Annotated in this window: 17 protein-coding genes; 6 read left to right on the top strand and 11 right to left on the bottom strand. The window is 67.2% G+C overall.

What is annotated here, in order from left to right:
* Positions 1 to 314 precede the first annotated feature (314 nt).
* Together ACHMXB_RS13190 and ACHMXB_RS13185 are read right to left on the bottom strand one after the other, a co-directional pair.
* Entirely contained in the window at positions 315 to 1,238 is a 924-nt protein-coding gene (locus tag ACHMXB_RS13190; RefSeq protein ID WP_395398915.1) for a hypothetical protein, read from the bottom strand.
* Positions 1,239 to 1,462: 224 nt separating this feature from the next.
* Positions 1,463 to 1,966: a PLD nuclease N-terminal domain-containing protein gene (locus tag ACHMXB_RS13185; protein WP_395398913.1), complete on the bottom strand. Its 504-nt coding sequence runs from the start codon at positions 1,964 to 1,966 to the stop codon at positions 1,463 to 1,465.
* A 198-nt stretch (positions 1,967 to 2,164) separates the two neighbouring features.
* Here ACHMXB_RS13185 and ACHMXB_RS13180 point away from each other — a divergent pair, with 198 nt between their 5' ends.
* On the top strand, positions 2,165 to 2,488 hold the full coding sequence (locus ACHMXB_RS13180) for a DUF4229 domain-containing protein (RefSeq protein ID WP_214852757.1): 324 nt from the start codon (positions 2,165 to 2,167) through the stop codon (positions 2,486 to 2,488).
* A gap of 21 nt (positions 2,489 to 2,509) precedes the next feature.
* Here ACHMXB_RS13180 and ACHMXB_RS13175 read toward each other — a convergent pair whose 3' ends face one another.
* The 5 genes from ACHMXB_RS13175 to ACHMXB_RS13155 all read right to left on the bottom strand — a co-directional run bounded on the left by ACHMXB_RS13175 (position 2,510) and on the right by ACHMXB_RS13155 (position 6,983).
* A complete protein-coding gene (locus ACHMXB_RS13175; RefSeq protein WP_395398911.1) occupies positions 2,510 to 3,391 on the bottom strand; it encodes a 1,4-dihydroxy-2-naphthoate polyprenyltransferase in 882 nt (293 codons plus the stop codon).
* Between the two features lie 93 nt (positions 3,392 to 3,484).
* Entirely contained in the window at positions 3,485 to 4,642 is a 1,158-nt protein-coding gene (locus ACHMXB_RS13170; RefSeq protein WP_395398909.1) for an AMP-binding protein, read from the bottom strand.
* Positions 4,643 to 4,732: 90 nt separating this feature from the next.
* Complete coding sequence (locus ACHMXB_RS13165) at positions 4,733 to 5,686, bottom strand: 1,4-dihydroxy-2-naphthoyl-CoA synthase (protein ID WP_395398907.1); 954 nt, start codon at positions 5,684 to 5,686, stop codon at positions 4,733 to 4,735.
* 21 nt (positions 5,687 to 5,707) lie between these two features.
* Positions 5,708 to 6,148, bottom strand: coding sequence for a VOC family protein (locus ACHMXB_RS13160; RefSeq protein ID WP_395398905.1), 441 nt, complete (start codon positions 6,146 to 6,148; stop codon positions 5,708 to 5,710).
* 73 nt (positions 6,149 to 6,221) lie between these two features.
* The gene (locus ACHMXB_RS13155) at positions 6,222 to 6,983 is read right to left on the bottom strand and encodes a lysostaphin resistance A-like protein (RefSeq protein WP_395398903.1); all 762 of its coding nucleotides are present in this window, start codon (positions 6,981 to 6,983) and stop codon (positions 6,222 to 6,224) included.
* 268 nt (positions 6,984 to 7,251) lie between these two features.
* On the opposite strand from ACHMXB_RS13155, the gene ACHMXB_RS13150 reads away from it, so the two are divergent.
* Complete coding sequence (locus ACHMXB_RS13150) at positions 7,252 to 8,982, top strand: ABC-F family ATP-binding cassette domain-containing protein (RefSeq protein WP_395398901.1); 1,731 nt, start codon at positions 7,252 to 7,254, stop codon at positions 8,980 to 8,982.
* A gap of 113 nt (positions 8,983 to 9,095) precedes the next feature.
* Here the strand turns inward: ACHMXB_RS13150 and ACHMXB_RS13145 are convergent, their stop codons facing one another.
* Both ACHMXB_RS13145 and ACHMXB_RS13140 read right to left on the bottom strand, forming a co-directional pair.
* Positions 9,096 to 10,919: a hypothetical protein gene (locus tag ACHMXB_RS13145; RefSeq protein WP_395398899.1), complete on the bottom strand. Its 1,824-nt coding sequence runs from the start codon at positions 10,917 to 10,919 to the stop codon at positions 9,096 to 9,098.
* Positions 10,916 to 11,383: a hypothetical protein gene (locus ACHMXB_RS13140; RefSeq protein WP_395398897.1), complete on the bottom strand. Its 468-nt coding sequence runs from the start codon at positions 11,381 to 11,383 to the stop codon at positions 10,916 to 10,918. The genes ACHMXB_RS13145 and ACHMXB_RS13140 overlap by 4 nt, the downstream gene beginning before the upstream one ends.
* A gap of 250 nt (positions 11,384 to 11,633) precedes the next feature.
* Between ACHMXB_RS13140 and ACHMXB_RS13135 the strand changes: the two genes are divergently transcribed.
* Together ACHMXB_RS13135 and ACHMXB_RS13130 are read left to right on the top strand one after the other, a co-directional pair.
* Positions 11,634 to 12,017 (top strand): VOC family protein, encoded by a 384-nt coding sequence (locus tag ACHMXB_RS13135; RefSeq protein WP_395398895.1) that lies wholly within the window; start codon positions 11,634 to 11,636, stop codon positions 12,015 to 12,017.
* A gap of 247 nt (positions 12,018 to 12,264) precedes the next feature.
* Entirely contained in the window at positions 12,265 to 13,725 is a 1,461-nt protein-coding gene (locus tag ACHMXB_RS13130) for an amino acid permease (RefSeq protein WP_395398893.1), read from the top strand.
* Positions 13,726 to 13,837: 112 nt separating this feature from the next.
* Here ACHMXB_RS13130 and ACHMXB_RS13125 read toward each other — a convergent pair whose 3' ends face one another.
* Entirely contained in the window at positions 13,838 to 14,581 is a 744-nt protein-coding gene (locus tag ACHMXB_RS13125; RefSeq protein ID WP_395398891.1) for a dienelactone hydrolase family protein, read from the bottom strand.
* 130 nt (positions 14,582 to 14,711) lie between these two features.
* Positions 14,712 to 14,888, bottom strand: coding sequence for a CsbD family protein (locus ACHMXB_RS13120; RefSeq protein WP_395398889.1), 177 nt, complete (start codon positions 14,886 to 14,888; stop codon positions 14,712 to 14,714).
* Between the two features lie 119 nt (positions 14,889 to 15,007).
* Between ACHMXB_RS13120 and ACHMXB_RS13115 the strand changes: the two genes are divergently transcribed.
* Positions 15,008 to 15,466, top strand: coding sequence for an SRPBCC family protein (locus ACHMXB_RS13115; RefSeq protein WP_395398887.1), 459 nt, complete (start codon positions 15,008 to 15,010; stop codon positions 15,464 to 15,466).
* Positions 15,466 to 16,155, top strand: coding sequence for a pentapeptide repeat-containing protein (locus ACHMXB_RS13110; protein ID WP_395398885.1), 690 nt, complete (start codon positions 15,466 to 15,468; stop codon positions 16,153 to 16,155). The genes ACHMXB_RS13115 and ACHMXB_RS13110 overlap by 1 nt, the downstream gene beginning before the upstream one ends.
* Positions 16,156 to 16,160: the final 5 nt, after the last annotated feature.

Genomic DNA, 16,160 nt, shown 5'->3' with positions numbered 1-16,160 from the left:
GCCTCCTTCGGCGGGGCCTCGCTCGGCAGGCATCGTCGATTTACCAAAAAGGGCCGCTTTGGCTCCTCGATTTACCGAAAAGGGTCGCGCAGCTTGCTGCTGGGCGGCCTTTTTTGGCGAAACGGCGAGGGCTTGGGCCGCCGGCTTGAGGGGCTCGCCGATTTACCAAAAATGGCCGCGTGGGCTCCTCGATTTACCGAAAGGGGTCGCTCAGCTTGCTGCTGGGCGGCCTTTTTTGGCGAAAGCGGTGAAGGCACAGACCGTCGGCGGGTGTCCTGGGTGACGGTGTGCTCGGCCGCCCGGTCGACGGCCGACTAGCGTGCGGACTTCCAGCCACGGCTCGTTAGGGCCCGGCGCACCTTGAGGACGGCGCTGGGCTCCATGCCCGGTACCAAGGGGTCCAGGTCCAACTGCGTTAGCACTAAGACGAGCCAGCCAAGTCCACGTGCGTTTTCGTCGCGGTAGATGTCGCTTCTCCGCTGGGCCGGGGTGGCGTGGTGGCCGCCGTCGTACTGGATGGCAATCTTGAACTCTTCGTACGACAGATCCGGATCCTGGACCCAGCCGCCGGTCTCGTCAAACATGGGAACGTTGATTCGTGGTTCGGGAAGTCCCGCGGCTGTGAGCAGAAGGCGCAGCTCGGTCTCCTTCGGGGAATCGGTGTTCGCGCGGATGAGGGCCCTGGCCTTCTTGGCCTTGGGGTAGCCAGCCCGGCCCTTCTTCTCTTCGAGGAAAGCGTCCAATGCCTCCGGCGTGGCGAGGGGCGCTTTGCGGCGCAGAAGGAAGTCGCCGGCAATGACCAGGTCTTGCAGTGTGAGGATGCCGGCGAGGTCGAACCAGGTCCGAAGCGGTGACGTGCAGGCTACGTAACGGCCGTCGGAGATTTCGTCTTCCGGGAGCGGAAGCCGGTGGCCGCAGACGTTCTTCCGCCGCACGGCCCTGGCGCCGTCCCTGCTGGTCAGATGGATTATCTTGTGATCCTCGAAACACAGGGGCAGTGGGAAACCCCAAAGCGCCGCGGCGGAAAGGTGGCTGACGACGGCCCCGGTGGCGAGTGCAAGCCCGCGCGCCCGGATGAGGAGGGTAATCTCCACTGCAGCCGGGGCACGTACGCCGTGGCAGGGGCTCGCCAGGTCCAGGGCGCGCACACGCCTGCGGGTCAGGCCGGCAGCTGTGGCCTGGCGGATGGTAAACGGCTGTGCCTGCAGGGCGGGAGGAAGAGGACGTGGACGCGGCATAGGAGCATTCTGCTGCCCAAAGTGTGCCCGCGTTCCGTTGTCCACAATTTAGGCCCAGTGTGGAGGAATAGTGGGCGATGACCTGCTTCGCTGATCTACCAAAAATGGCCGCCCAGCCTGCTGTTGGGCGGCCGCTTTTGGTAAATCGAGGCCGCGGGGCAGTCAGTTTCGGCAAAACGGCGCGGTGAAGGGTGTGAGGGTGCCGTCACGTGCGACGGCGGGTGCTACTTCGCCTCGGGGTTGCCTTCGGCGTTTGCCTCGCCTGCTGCGCCCGGCTTGCGTGGACCCGGCTCACCGGCAGCCGGGCCGCCGGCATCCGAACCGCCGCTGGTGGTGCCCGGAGTGGCAGCGCCCGTCGTTCCCGTGCCCGTGCTGCCCGAGCGGTGGGGTCCGCCGTCGGCCTGGTTCTTCCGGGCGGCGTCGTCCCTCAGCTTGCGGAGCCGTTCCGCCTCGGCCTGGCGGCGGCGCTGCTCGAGGTTCCGCAGGAAGTCGGGGTCGTCGTCGGGGGCGGTGGGGTGGTGCTGGTAGACAGGCTGGGTCACAGCCGTTGCGCGGGGGCGGCCGATCAGGAACCACAGCGCGGCACCGATGAGCGGCAGGAGCGCAACCATGATGATCCAGGTTGTTTTGGAGAACCCGCGCGTGAGACGTCCATCAGTCCGGATAACGTCCACCAGTCCGTAGACGTAGAGGGCGAGTATGGCGACTGCAATGGCGACACGAGGCATGCAATCAGTCTAGCCGCCGTGTGCCCCGGCGGAGATTACAGTATGCCCACAGTAATGCGCCAGCAAAATTCCGAACGGCGTTCCCAGATGACACCCGCCCTGCCCAGGACACGCGCCCGGAGACGTCCGGAGCAACGGGGAGCAGAGCGCCCATGCCACCGGCAGGATACGTTCAGGCAGGACGGCTAAACTTGGATCGTGGCTTTTCTGAAATACTCCCTGATCCGGTTCGCAATCTTTCTGCCCCTGTTTGTGCTGTTCGTCTTCCTGCAGCTGGGGTGGTTTCTGGCCGTCATCTGTGCAGGGCTGATTTCCTTCGCCATCAGCTACCTCTTCTTCCAGAAGCAGCGCGATGCGGCAACGGCGTCCCTGCATGCCCGCTTCTCCGGGCGTGCCAAGCCCATCCGCACCGCCGGTGAGGTGGACGATGCCCAGGCCGAGGACCGCCTCGTCGACACCCACCCGGACGTCACCATCCGGAACGATGCCAAGAACCGCGAACCCCGCGGTGAAGGCGCCTAGCCTACAGCGAGGCGCCTGGGCTTAAAGCCCGCTGCTCAGCACGAGTCCCAGCGAGAACAGCACGGCGTAGCCGAGGTTGATGAGGCCTGTCTGCTTCAGGACCGGGATGAGGCTCTTGCGCTTCCGTCCGTTGATCATGAGCCAGGCCGGCATCAGGCAGGCCGGGATCAGGAGCAGCACGATCAGCATCCATGGCCGCGTGGGCGCCAGGATGACCACCAGCAGGATGGCCACGGCCAGCATCAGCACGTAGCTCTCGCGGGCGTGCTTGTCGCCCAGCCGCACCGCCAGTGTTTTCTTCCCGGCCTCGATGTCCGACGGGATGTCCCGCACGTTGTTGGCCATGAGCAGGGCGCACGCGATAAGCCCCGTGCCGATGGCGCCAATCACGGCCGGCAGGCCGATCTGCCCGGCCTGGGTGTAGGTGGTGCCAAGGGTGGCCACGAGGCCGAAGAAGACGAACACGAAAACGTCGCCAAGGCCCATGTAGCCGTACGGGTTCTTACCTCCGGTGTAGCCCCAGGCCGCCATCACGCAGCCCGCACCCACCAGCAGCAGCCACCAGGTTTGGGTGATGATGACCAGTACCAGCCCCACGAGCATCGCCAGGCCGAAGGCGCCGAACGCGGCGTATTTCACGTGCTCGGGGCGGGCGGCACCGGAACCGACCAGACGCAGCGGCCCCACCCGGTTCTCGTCCGTCCCGCGGATCCCGTCCGAGTAATCGTTGGCGTAGTTGACGCCGATCTGCAGCAGCAGCGCCACGAGGGCCGCCAGGACCGCATTGAGCGGACGGAAGGAAGCCATCTCGTAGGCCGCCGCCGAGCCGATCAGGATGGGGGCGATCGCGGCCGGCAGCGTGCGTAGCCGGGCGCCTTGGATCCATTGTGCGGCTGTTGCCACGGTAAGTACCTCGCGTTGGGTCGGTGATGCGTTCAAAAAATGCATGGGCGTGCGCTGGGCACACGCAAGCCGCAGCGGCGCGGCAGGACTACTCTATTTTCCCTGATGGAGTGCGTTGAGCCGTTCAATCATGGCCAGCCGGTCCGGCTTGCCGTTGGCCAGCATGATCAGCTCTCCGGCCGGAAGGACGGTCTTGGGGGCCAGCAGCCCCAGCGTGCGGTGCCATTCCTCGGCCCACGCGGCCCCGTCGCGTGCAGCGCCACCGGCGCCGTCCCCGGGCGCGCTCCCAGAGACTGCCACATAGGCCGCCACGGCCTGGCCCCATTTCGCGGACTCGACGCCGGCAACAAAAGCCGCGGTGACGCCGTCGGACTTTTCCAGCTCCGCCTGCACGTGCGCGGCGGAAACCTTGACGCCGCCGGTGATGATGACGTCGTCGGCGCGGCCCAGCACCGTGAGCCGGCCATCGTCATCGAGGGTGCCGAGGTCGTTGGTGCGGTACCAGCGGCCGCTGTCCTCCTCTATGAAGGCTTCGGCCGTCTGCCGCGCCGCGCCCAGGTAGCCGGCCGCGAGGGTGGCCCCGCCCAGGTGGATCCGGCCGTCTTCGGCGAGCCGCAGGGCCACGCCCTCGAGTGGATAGCCGTCGTACACGCAGCCGCCGCAGGTTTCCGCCGCGCCATAAGTGGTGACCACCCGGAGGCCGGCGTCGCGAGCGGACTCGAGAAGCTCCGCAGAGGCCGGGGCGCCGCCAAGCAGGATGCCGTTAAATCGGCGCAGCACGGCCAGCGTATCCGCCGACGGGCTGGCGAGCAGGCGCTGCAGCTGCGTGGGCACCAGCGACGTGAAGCGGATGTTGTCGGTCAGCTCAAGTGCCGCAGCGGTGAAGCCCTCGGCCGTGAAGCCTCCGGACAGGTCCATGGCCCAGGGCCGGGTGCCGGCGAACAGCGACCGCACCAGTACCTGCACGCCCGCCACATACTGCAGCGGCAGGGCCAGCAGCCACTGCCCCTCGCCCTTGAGCGCGAAGGCGGTGGCCATCGACGACGCCGCCAGCGCATCCACCGTCAGGACCGTCGCCTTGGGCGTCCCGGTGGACCCGGACGTGCGCACCACGGCGACGGCGTCCTCGAACCCGGGCGTCGGGACCGGCGTCACCACCGGCTCGCCGTCGGGGCCGGCGGAGAGTTCGACGGCGGGACCCTCACCGTGGAGGGCGGCCGCCAGCGCCTTGAGGGCCGGCTCGATATTCACTGCGGGCGCCTGCGTTGCGGGCGCCTGCGTTGTGCGGGCATGAGGTGCGCGGGCCTGGGGAGCATGGGGTGCCTTCCGACGAGTGCGGGCTTAGAAGTAGTGCGGGAACCGGGACCAGTCGGGGTCGCGCTTTTGCAGGAAGGCTTCCTTGCCCTCCACGGCCTCGTCCGTCATGTACGCCAGCCGGGTGGCCTCGCCGGCGAACACCTGCTGGCCGGCCAGGCCGTCGTCGGCAAGGTTGAAGGCGAACTTGAGCATCCGGATGGCCTGCGGTGACTGCCGGGCGATGTCAGCGGCGTATTCCAGCGCCACCTCCTCCAGGCGTTCGTGGTCAACGGCCTCGTTTACGGCCCCCATCCGGACCATGTCCTCTGCGGAATATTCACGGGCAAGGAAGAAGATCTCGCGGGCGGCCTTCTGGCCGATCTGCCGGGCCAGCAGCGCCGAGCCGTAGCCGGCGTCGAAACTGCCCACCGTGGCGTCCGTCTGCTTGAACTTTCCAAACTGGCGCGAAGCGATGGTGAGGTCGGAGACCACGTGCAGCGAGTGCCCGCCGCCGGCCGCCCAGCCGTTGACGACGGCGATGACCACCTTGGGCATGGTCCGCATGAGCCGCTGGACTTCCAGGATGTGGAGCCGCCCGGCACGGGCGGGATCGATGGTTTCCTGGGTCTCGCCGTCGGCATAGCGGTAGCCGTCCCGTCCCCGGATCCGCTGGTCCCCGCCGGAGCAGAACGAGTGCCCGCCGTCCTTGGGGGAGGGGCCGTTGCCGGTGAGCAGCACGGTGGCCACGTCCGGCGTCATCCGTGCGTGGTCCATGGCACGGTAGAGCTCGTCCACGGTCCCCGGGCGGAAGGCGTTGCGGACCTCCGGGCGGTTGAACGCGATGCGGACGGTGGGCAGGTCCCGTGCCACGGTGCCGTCGCCGGACCGCTCCACCTGCCGGTGGTAGGTCAGGTCCTGGAAGTCGTCGAAGCCGGACACGGTGCGCCAGCGGGACGGGTCAAAGACGTCGGATACCTTGGCGGGGAATTCGTTGCTCACCGTCCAAGTCTAGTAATCCGCTTAGCTGATGCAGAACTCGTTGCCCTCGGGGTCCGCCATGGTGTGCCATTCGTGCGGGCCCTGGCTGGCCGTCCACAGGAAGGTGGCGCCGCGGGCTTCCAGCTCCGCGCGGACGTCATCCTTGTCCCGGCCATCGAGCCGGACGTCCCAGTGCACGCGGTTCTTGATGGTCTTCTGCTCCGGCACGATCTGGAACAGCAGGCGCCGGGCGGGTGCCTTGGCGTCGAGTTCCTCGGTGGGCCGGATCGCCGCGCCCTCCTTCCACACGAGCTTCCCGTTGTGCGTCATGGTCTGGTCTTCCGTGGCGAAGCCCTGGCTGATCATGGACCGGATGAAGCCCTCGTCCTGCGGCTCCACTGACCAGTCCAGCGTTTCGGCCCACCAGTCGGCGAGGTCATGCGGGTGCTTGCAGTCGATGGCGATCTGAATGTTGAGTCCCATGGCACCAAACTACGACGATGGCGCCGCCTCCGGATAGGGGGCCGGGTCACCCACGGGACGGGCTCGTGCGACTCTAGCTTTGGGCCCGCTGCAGCTGGTCCAGGAGCTCCGGCGGGATGGCGTACAAGAAGACCACAGCGAGCAGGTTCTTGGTGGCATGGACGAAGTAGGAGAACATCAGGTTCCTCCCTGTCCACACATAGACGAACACCAGCGTGGCGCCCATGGCCAGGTACGGCATGAGCGCGGGGAGGGTGACCGCTTCCTGGCCCACGATGTGCAGGGCCGCGAATAGGACCACGGACAGCCCGCAGCAGATCCAGATGTTGACCCGCCGGCTCAGTTTCCCGATCAGCAGGTGCCGGAACACGTACTCCTCGACGAACGGGCCCACCACAACGATCAGCGGCACCATGAGCCAGACGGGCACCTGCCGCATGAGCGCCTGCAGCCCGGCCTGGTTGGCGGACGTCTCGGTGGTCCCGCCCACGGCCACCAGGATCGCGGTGACAATCATCATGGCGACGACGGCCAGCGGCACCATCGCGAGCGTGAACCAGGGCCGGGTGGCAAGCACTTTCAGGTCCCGGGTCACCACCCCGTGGGCGGCAAACAGCGCCAGGGCGCCGATGCCGCCGTAGAAGAGGAGGTTCACGCCGTAGGACGCGACGGCCGGCGTCGGGGCCAGTTCGCGCAGCAGCGGCAGGATCAGTTCCCCGGCCAGCGCGAAGAAGGCCGCGACGGCGACATAAAGCCCCACGGCCGTGAGGTCCAGCGGCGAAAACCGGTAGAGATCCGGCCGCGGAGTCGGGAGCATGCGTCTGGTATTCACCATGCTTCCAGCGTAATGCGCCAACCCCCGCGCGAACGGACAGTTGCGGCCCCGCAGGACTGGCCAATTAGGGCCACAACTGTCCGTTCGCGCTCACAGCGTAGTGCGCCAGCGCCCGCCGAACCTTGACGGGGCCGCCCGCTGGCGGGCAGGCTTGACCCATGAAGTCCTAGAACCCGACGCCGGCATCCTCCGGCGTCGACATGGCCCTAGACCAGGCCCCGTAGAGCTCCCAGCTCCGGGGCCGCACTTTGGACTGCAAGGACTTCCCATGACTGAACCAAATTTCCGCACCGAACAGCTCCACCTGTCCGGCGTCTCCCACGGCTACGGGGACCGCGAACTCTTCACCGGCGTCGACCTGGCGATCGCTGCGGGGGAGCATGCCGCCGTCGTGGGTGAGAACGGCGCAGGCAAGTCCACCCTGCTGCGGATCCTGGCGGGAATCGAGGCGCCGTCAGGCGGCACGGTCCGGCGGCACGGCCGGGTGGGATACCTGGCGCAGACGTCGGGGCTGCCCGCCCGGCTGACCGTGGCCGACGCGATCGACAATGCACTCCTCGCGCTCCGGGAGATGGAATTTGAGCTGGAACGGCTGGAGGACGGCCTGGCGGCGGCCGGACCAAACGAACTCGAGGCGTACGGGAACCTGCAGACGCAGTACCAGCTGCGCGACGGCTACGCCGCGGAATCCCGTGTGGAGGCGGCATTGGACCGGCTGGGCCTGGGCGGGGTGGACCGCGGCAGGGCACTGGGGTCGCTTTCAGGCGGAGAGCAGGAGCGCGTCGCGCTGGCCTGCCTGCTGGCCGACCCCGCGGACATCCTGCTCCTGGACGAGCCCACAAACCACCTGGACGCCAGCGGAACTGCCTGGCTCGAGGGCCGCCTCGCTGCCCACCGGGGAGCTGTGGTGGTGGTCTCCCACGACCGCGTGCTCCTGCGGAAAATCGCCGCGGCCGTCATCGAGGTGGACGCCGAGCGGCGCACGGTGAACCGTTACGGCAACGGCTACGACGGCTACCTGAAGGAGAAGCGGGCCGAGCGCCAGCGCTGGGCACAGCAGTACCACGGCTGGCTCGACGCCATGGCCTCGGAACGGCGGCAGGCGGACACCGTGGCGGACCGGATGGGCTATGCGCGCCGGCGTGACAACGACAAGGCGGCTTTCGACTTCAAGACTGGCACCTGGCAGCGCGCCGCGGCCAGCAAGGTCCGCAATGCCCAGGAGCGATTGCGCCGCCTGGAGGACAACCCGGTGGAGCGCCCGCCAGAACGCCTGAAGCTCGACGCCGGGCTGGACGGCGCCGGGGCGAACAACGCCGGGGCGAACGGCGCCGGGCAACCCCGTGACACGGCCGAGAGGGTCCTGCACGCCCGCAACACGCAGGTCCCGGGCCGGCTGGACGTGCCCGAGTTCCGTGTGGACCGTGGGCAGAAAATCCTCATCACCGGACCCAACGGCGCCGGGAAGTCCACGCTGCTCTCCGTTCTGGCCGGCACCCTCGAGCCTGCCGCGGGCCAGGTGGTGCGCCACGGCCGGATCGGCTATCTCCAGCAGGAGCTGGAGCTGCCCGCGTATCCATCCCTGCGGTTGCTTCCGGCCTTTGCCGCCGGGCTGGGCGGGAACATCGACGACCACGCCGAGGCGCTGCTGCGGCTGGGCCTCTTCCGCACCAGCGAGTTCCATGTTCCGGTGGGTGCCCTTTCCGCCGGCCAGCAGCGCAGGCTGTCGCTCGCCCGGCTCCTGCTGGGCCATAACGAGGTCATGCTCCTCGACGAGCCCACCAACCATCTGGCCCCCGTGCTCGTGGAGGAACTGGAATCGGCGCTCGCGGACTTCAGCGGAACCGTTGTGATGGTCAGCCATGACCGGGCCCTGGGTGAATGGTTCGACGGCTGCGCGGACAGGTCCCGCGGCCGCTCCGGCGAAGGGAAGCCGGGCACGTGGCTCAGGTACACGATGGCGGAGGGCACGCTGGAAAAGGTGGCACTGCCTGCCTGAACCTCCGCTTGCCGGCAGAAATAACCCAGGCCCCGCGGGTGTGCCGCGGGGCCTGGGGTTATTTACCGCTTGGGTTTTGAACCGTCTGGGTTTCCTGCCGCTACGAAGAGTGGCTACCGGAAGAGGGCGCCGTAGGTTCCCATGATGATGCGGTCGCCCGGCTTCGATTTCTTGATGTAATCCACCACGGCCCAGTCGTCCAGCGAGATGCAGCCCGCCGTCGGGACCTTGTTCATGTGCAGGAAGATGGCGAAGCCGGCGTCCTGCACGATGTTGGGACGGTTGTAGTTGATGACTACGCCCTGGCGGTAGTCATGCGAGGCACGTGTGGCGAAGTACCACATGTTCTCGTCCCAGCCCACCCAGGACGAGGACTCGAAGTACTTGTTGTACGTCGCGGTCCACGGGTTGCCGCCCCAGCGGGAGCGGGGGTTGAGCGTGCGGTAGGGGAGTTGCGTCCCCGGGTTGCCCAGGCCGAATGCCTCGGTTACCGAGTAGGACCCGGTGGGTGAGTACAGGTTGCGGGTGGGGCCGGAGGGCACCCCTGGCGCCTTGAAGCCGGAGGCCCCCACGTAGCCGTCCGTCTTCCAGTCCGCCACGTACAGCCCTGCCACCCGGACGCAGTAGATATTTGTCGCATAGGAGCGCCCGTAGCCCTGCGTGAACGTGAGCAGCACCCGGTTGGCGCCGTACGTGGGATACCTGGACCGGCCGTTGTTCAGCTTGGCGCACTCGGTCATGGAGTAGATGCGGGTGCCTCCGGTCGTCGACCAGCCGATGTAGCCCGCCTGGAATGACTGGATGCATTGTCCCGGGACGCATTTTTCGTTGGCCGTGGGATAACCCAGCCCGCTTCGGGTTGAACCGGCGGCGGCGTACCGCGCGCCGATGCCGCCCTTGGTGACCCAGTTCCCGCTTCCCGCGGACCAATAAATGGCGCCCCCTTGGAAGCGCTGGACGCAGCCCCCGGCCGGCTGGCCGCAGGTTTCACTGCTGACCGGGTATCCCAGTGGACCGGGCAACCCGCCCACGCCTACCCACTTGGCGTAGTTCCCCGGACGCACCGCCCGCGCCCCGCTGGCAGGGCTCCAGTAGATGATTCCTTTGGCAAACTTCTGGTAGCAGCCGCCGCCCCGTTGCCCGCAAGTTTCCTTGGACACAGGCAGGCCAAGAACGCTCACTGCTCCGAGGGTGTTCCAATGACCTCCGATCGCTCCCCGCAGCCAGACTTGGTACGTGCCCATCCCCGACCACGCGATGAGCCTGCCGGTGGACATTTTCTGAACTGTTCCTCCCGGAACCGCCACTTCGTCCGTGACGGGGTAGCCGAAGACTTTGCCCCGGCCGTTGGCGTGCCAGTAGGGGCCGGTGTGTCCTGCTGCCAGGAGCACGGGGTGTGCCCCGGTGGCAGCGGTCCAATACATCGTTCCGCCTTTGAACGTCTGGGAGCAAAGGCCCGCTCCGCACACTTCGTTCGCCACTGGCGCCCCCAGGACCCCGGCAGCACCGTTCATGGCCCGCCATTTCACGCCGATGGCGCCCTTGACGACGACGGGAGCAGGGGTGGGAGGGGCCGTGGGCGACGGCGTCACGGACGGCGCGGGGGCAACTGTTGCCGAGGGCGTCACCGACTGTGCGGGAGAGTCAGTGGGCGTGGGTGTCACGGACGGCGAAGGCGCCAGGGATGGCAGGGCCGGCTCTGACGGCGCGGGGGCAACGGACTCTGCCGGTTGAGGCGATTCCGCGGTGGTCGTGCCGGGACTTGGCGTCACCGTGGCCGTGCCGGGTGTTTCCGCGCCTGCCGTGGAGGCATCCGAAGTTTCCGTTGCCTGGGCCGGCGGTGGAGGGGCGGAATCAACCGCGAGCGCGGGCGAGGACGCAAGGGACCCGGCCACCAGGCTCAGGAGCAGGGCGGCCGCAAATATTGGTTTTTTCACGAAGCGTCCTCCACCGAGACAACGGGTTCGCACGTGCCGGCCTGGCCCGTGGTTTTGGCGAAGTTCTCGGCAGAAACCTCAGCCGATTTCCCTGCCTGGACGGTTTCCGTGATCAGGGTGTGGCCCTGGACTGCCGCGCCGACAGTGACCGCGATGGCCACGGTGTAGGTCTTGGCTTTGTCCGTGGAGTTGACCAGGGTCCCCTTGAACGTCCACTGACCGTCCGCGCCGGCCTCGCAGGTGTGCTCCTGCAGGGCGTCGATCGCGTTGAGCGATGTGGACACATCGGTGGGGAGGACAGGGGCCGTGGTGGGTGGTGAGGATTCCGACGGCGTCTGGGACACCGCCGTCGTAGTGGCTGGTGATGCGCTGGGGCTTGGCCCGGAGGGGCCGCTGCCCCCGCCGGAACACCCCGAGGCTGCCAGCAGCAAGGCGGCCGGCAGCAGTAGAGCTCTCTTTCTCATAGTTCCCCCTGAACAAATGGCGCAAGTGCCGGCGTCCGCATGAGACGGTGCGGTGCCATGGCCGGGAACGGATCCCCGGCCATGGTGCTCACAGTAGCCGGAACCGGGCCCCGCCGGGAGCCTTTTCTCCATTCGAATTAGAGACGGCATCCCCGCAGGTCAGGGACGGCGTCCCGCGGGCAGGGGACGGCATATCGCGGGGCGGAAAAGGTGCTGCCTTCCCGCCATGCGCCTCCGTACACTGAAGTTCATGGCTTGCCGTATCAGCGAACTGGTCCTCAACTGCGCCGACCCTGAACTGCTCGCGCGGTTCTGGAGCGAGGTGCTCGGCTATGTCGAGCTCGACCGGGAGGACGGTGCGATCGAGATCGGCCCGCCCGGCGCCGGGTTCGGCGGGCTGCAGCCCACCATCATCCTGAGCCGCAGCAACAACCCGCGGAGCGGAAAGCTCCCGCTGCACATCGACGTCAACCCGGTCGACCGGGACCAGAACGCCGAGCTCGAACGGCTGCTCGCCCTCGGCGCCACTCCCGCCGACGTCGGGCAGACCGGCGACGAGCAGTGGCACGTCCTGGCCGACCCCGAGGGCAACGAGTTCTGCCTGCTCCGCCGGCGCCTGGAGCCCCCGATCTGACGACGTGCGGGTAGCGCCGGCCGCGACGTGCCCGGCGCCCGTTCCGGCGGGGAATGTTGTCCCCGTCACGCACCGCTCGGGGAATCTTGTACGATGGATAGGCCGTGCGAACCTTCGATGCTCCACGAGCTTTTGTACACATACGGTCCTCAAGAGGGCCTGAAGTCGAATTATCTGTACAAAAACTCCAGGTTCCGGAACCGGCAGTGCCCTATCCACGGCAACCCCCGACCTACAAGGAACAGTTGTGCCTCAAAGTACCCCAACAGAACTTATGAGCCCGACGGCTCCATCCGCCGCCGTCGACTCGACCCTCAGCGCCGAGGGCTACAAGAAGACCCTGGGCCGGCGCCACGTCACCATGATCGCCATGGGCGGCGCCATCGGCGTCGGCCTCTTCATGGGCGCAGGCGGCCGCCTGGCCTCCACCGGCCCCGCGCTGATTTTCTCCTACGCCATCGCCGGCGTCATCGCCTACCTGCTGATGCGCGCCCTCGGCGAACTCGTCATGTACCGCCAGACCTCCGGCTCGTTCGTCAGCTACTCCGGTGAGATGTTCGGCAAGAAGGGCGCCTACCTGGCCGGCTGGATGTACTTCATCAACTGGGGCATGACCGGGATCGCGGAGCTAATCGCGATCGGCCTCTACTTCCAGTTCTTCTTCCCGAACGTGCCGGTGGAAGTCTCCGCCATCGCCGCGCTGGCCCTGCTGGTGGCGGTTAACCTGCTCAGCGTCAAGGCGTTCGGCGAATTCGAGTTTTGGGCATCCTGCCTGAAGGTGGGCGCCATCCTGATCTTCCTGGCCGTGGGCACCTTCATGGTGGTCACCAACGCCAGGGTCGGCGACGGCCACGCCTCGGTGGCCAACCTCTTCGCGGCGGACGGCGGGCTGTTCCCCAAGGGCGCCCTGGTGATGGTCCTGGTCCTGAACGCCGTCATCTTCGCGTACAACGGCATCGAGCTCGTCGGCATCACCGCCGGCGAGATGCAGAATCCGGAACGCGAAGTGCCCAAGGCGATCCGCGCCGTCGTGCTCCGCATTGTGGTGTTCTACGTCGGTTCCGTCACCCTGCTGGCCATGCTTCTCCCGTCCGACCAGTACAAGGCCGGCACCTCACCGTTCGTCACCGTGTTTGGCCAGATGGGCCTGGGCTGGGTGGGCGACGTGATGAACATGGTGGTCATCACGGCCGCCCTTTCGTCCTGCAACTCGGGCCTCTACTCGATCGGCCGCGTGTTCCGCACCATGGCCAACAACGGGCATGCCCCGCAGTGGCTCACCCGGATGTCCAAGCGCCATGTTCCGTACGCCGCGATCCTGGCCATCGCCGCGTTCTACCTGGTGGGCATCCTGCTCAACATCTGGCTGGGCGGCTCGCACGCGTTCGACCTCGCGCTCAACACCGCGTCCATCGGCGTCATCTTCACGTGGGGCGCCATCTTCGCGAGCCAGATCGCGCTGCGGCACCGCAAGGGCCAGGTTTCGAGCCTTCCGATGCCGGGATCGCCCTGGTCCAGCTGGGCCGGGCTCGTGGGCCTGCTCGCGATTACTGTGCTGATCGGCTTCGACACCATGACCAGCAAGACCGGCGAAGTCTTCCACCTCGGACTGTGGACCCTTGCCACCGTTCCGTTCTTCGCCTTGGTTCTGTGGCTCGGCTGGCAGAAGGTCAAGAACAACGAGCCGAAGAGCGAACTCTTCAGCTAGCGTTCTGTTTTGATTACGACGGCGGGCCCTCCATTTCGGAGGCGCCCGCCGTCGCAGTTTCCTCCATCGTCGACTGCTCCGTAGGCGCCCTTTTGGGCCTCCAAAAGGGCGCCTACGGAGCAGTCGTTGGAGATTCCTTGAGGTGCCGGGCGAAGTGGTCCTCGATCCGGCGCCATGCCTCCGGGGCGGCGGACGGATCCGGGCCAATCCCCATCACGCGCGCCAGCGGGCGCAGTGCCCGCGATCCTTCCTCCTGGTCGTTCAGGAACGAGTGCCCCGCCGCCGGGAACTCCTTGACGTCGTGTTCGACGCCGACCGCGGCCAGGGCGGATTCCAGTCTGGCCGCCGCGCCCCGCAGGGTGCGGTCCTGCGCGCCATAGTTCGCGACGAGCGGGCACGCGCCCCGGAGGGCCGGCTCGAGGTTGCGGGGGAGTCGGCCGTAGTTCACTGACGCGGCGTCGAAGCCGTCGTTGGCCGCCAGCAGTGCGAACCCTCCGCCCATGCAGAAGCCGATGACGCCCGTCCGGCCGGTGGAGAGGAGCGATGCCTGAAGCCATGAGCGTGCGGCGGCGAGGTCGGCAAAGACCCGGCCTTCGCCCGTCATCATGGATTTCATGGTGCCGACCAGGCAGCGGCGCGGGCCGCCGTCGCTGTAGAGGTCGACGGCGAGGGTGAGATAGCCGGCCGCAGCCAGCCGGTCGGCGTGGCGGCGGATCTGGCCGGTGAGGCCGAACGCCTCGTGGATCATCACCACGCCGGGAAAGGGGCTTGTGCCGCCGGGGGTGGCGAGGTAGCCGCGAAGGTTCTTCGATCCGCCGGCGGAAGCGCCTGTGCCGCCCAGGTCTACGTGCGTCATGCGCCCAGTCTTGCATGAGCCGCGATCTTGCATACGCCGGCTTTGCCGGGCTTAAACCGGCCGCCATGCAAAAACGGCGACGCCGGGCTCCCCCCAAGGGAGTCCGCCGTCGCCGTTGAGCGGGGGTGTACTAATCCCGCTTGAATTCGTCCTTGGCGTCTTCGCCGACCTTCTTGGCGTCGGCGACAACCTGGTCCTTCTGGCCTTCTGCCTTAAGGCGGTCGTTGTCCGTCGCGTTGCCCGCCGCTTCCTTCGCCTTACCGCCGAAGTCAGCGGCGGCGTTCTGGATCTTGTCTCCGATACCCATGGTGGGAACCACCTTCCGTTGCCGGTTGAACTGACGAAGCCACTTCAGCCTAACACGAAGCATGCTTACGATTTCAAGCCGAAAGGCAAAAATGTCAGTCCCGCGGCTAGGCTCGAAGGATGGATCACAGCATCAGCCTGAGTCAGCACGTGAACGCCACCCCGGAGAAAATCTGGCAGGTGATCTCGGATATTCCGGGGTCGGCCGCCACGCTTTCCGGCGTCGAATCCATTCAGATGGTCAGTGAGGGGCCGTACGGCGAAGGGACCCGCTGGAAGGAGACGAGGTCCATGATGGGCAGGCGCGAAACCGTGGAAATGTGGGTGTCCCAGGCGGATCCGCCACGGAGCACAACAGTCAAGGCGCTGCAGGGCGGAGCGGACTACACGTCCAGGTTCACGCTGGCCGAGCGGGCCGGCGGGACCGACCTGACCCTGACCTTCGGCGCGGAAGTTCTGCGGCCTACCGCGCTTAGCCGGCTGATGCTCGCCCTGTTCGGGCGGCTGGGCATGAGTATGACGCGAAAGGCCTTGGCGAAGGACCTTGCTGAGATTGCCGCGAAAGCGGAGCAGCTGTAGTGGCGGGGCGGTCTGCGGGGAAACCCCGGCAGGGTGCGGCGTCGAAGATCACGCCGCCGAGGCTGGCGCCCGTCCGGCTCGAGGGCCTCCGGGAGGACGATGCGCCCGACTTTCGGCGTGCCGAACGGTACGATGGCATGCGGTACACGCGGGCGGCCGCCGACGGGCTGGAGCTTAGCGGTGTCACCTTCGCCGAGTGCGAATTTGCCGGTGTCTCCTTCAATGAAGCCCAGTTGCGCGGTGCCTCCTTCCGGGACTGCGTCATCGAGGAGGCGTTTGCCCCCGTCCTGAACCTGGCGCGGTCCACCATGCACGACGTCGTTATCAGCAACCCCAGATGGGGCTCGGCAGAGCTCTATGAGAGCGGCTGGCAGTCGGTGCGGATCGACGGCGGCAAGCTGGACTACCTGAACCTGCGCGGCTCTCGCCTGGCGGACGTGCAGATCAGCGACTGCATCATCAGCGAACTGGACCTGGGTTCCGCAACCGCCGCCCGGGTGGCGCTGAAAAACTGCACCATCGGAAGCCTGGACCTGGCCGGCGCCAAGCTGAAGGACTTCGACCTGCGCGGCACGGACTTCCAGAGCATCAGCGGCCTGGGCAGCCTGGCCGGCGTCGTGATTGACGAGTACCAGCTGGGGCTCCTGGCTCCACTCCTGGCGGCCCACCTGGGCGTGGTCGTCGCCTGAGGTTC

Origin of the sequence: Arthrobacter sp. UC242_113 (assembly GCF_044054585.1) — a bacterium.
Classification (GTDB): Bacteria; Actinomycetota; Actinomycetes; order Actinomycetales; family Micrococcaceae; genus Arthrobacter.
This window is presented reverse-complemented; position numbering and strand designations above follow the sequence as displayed.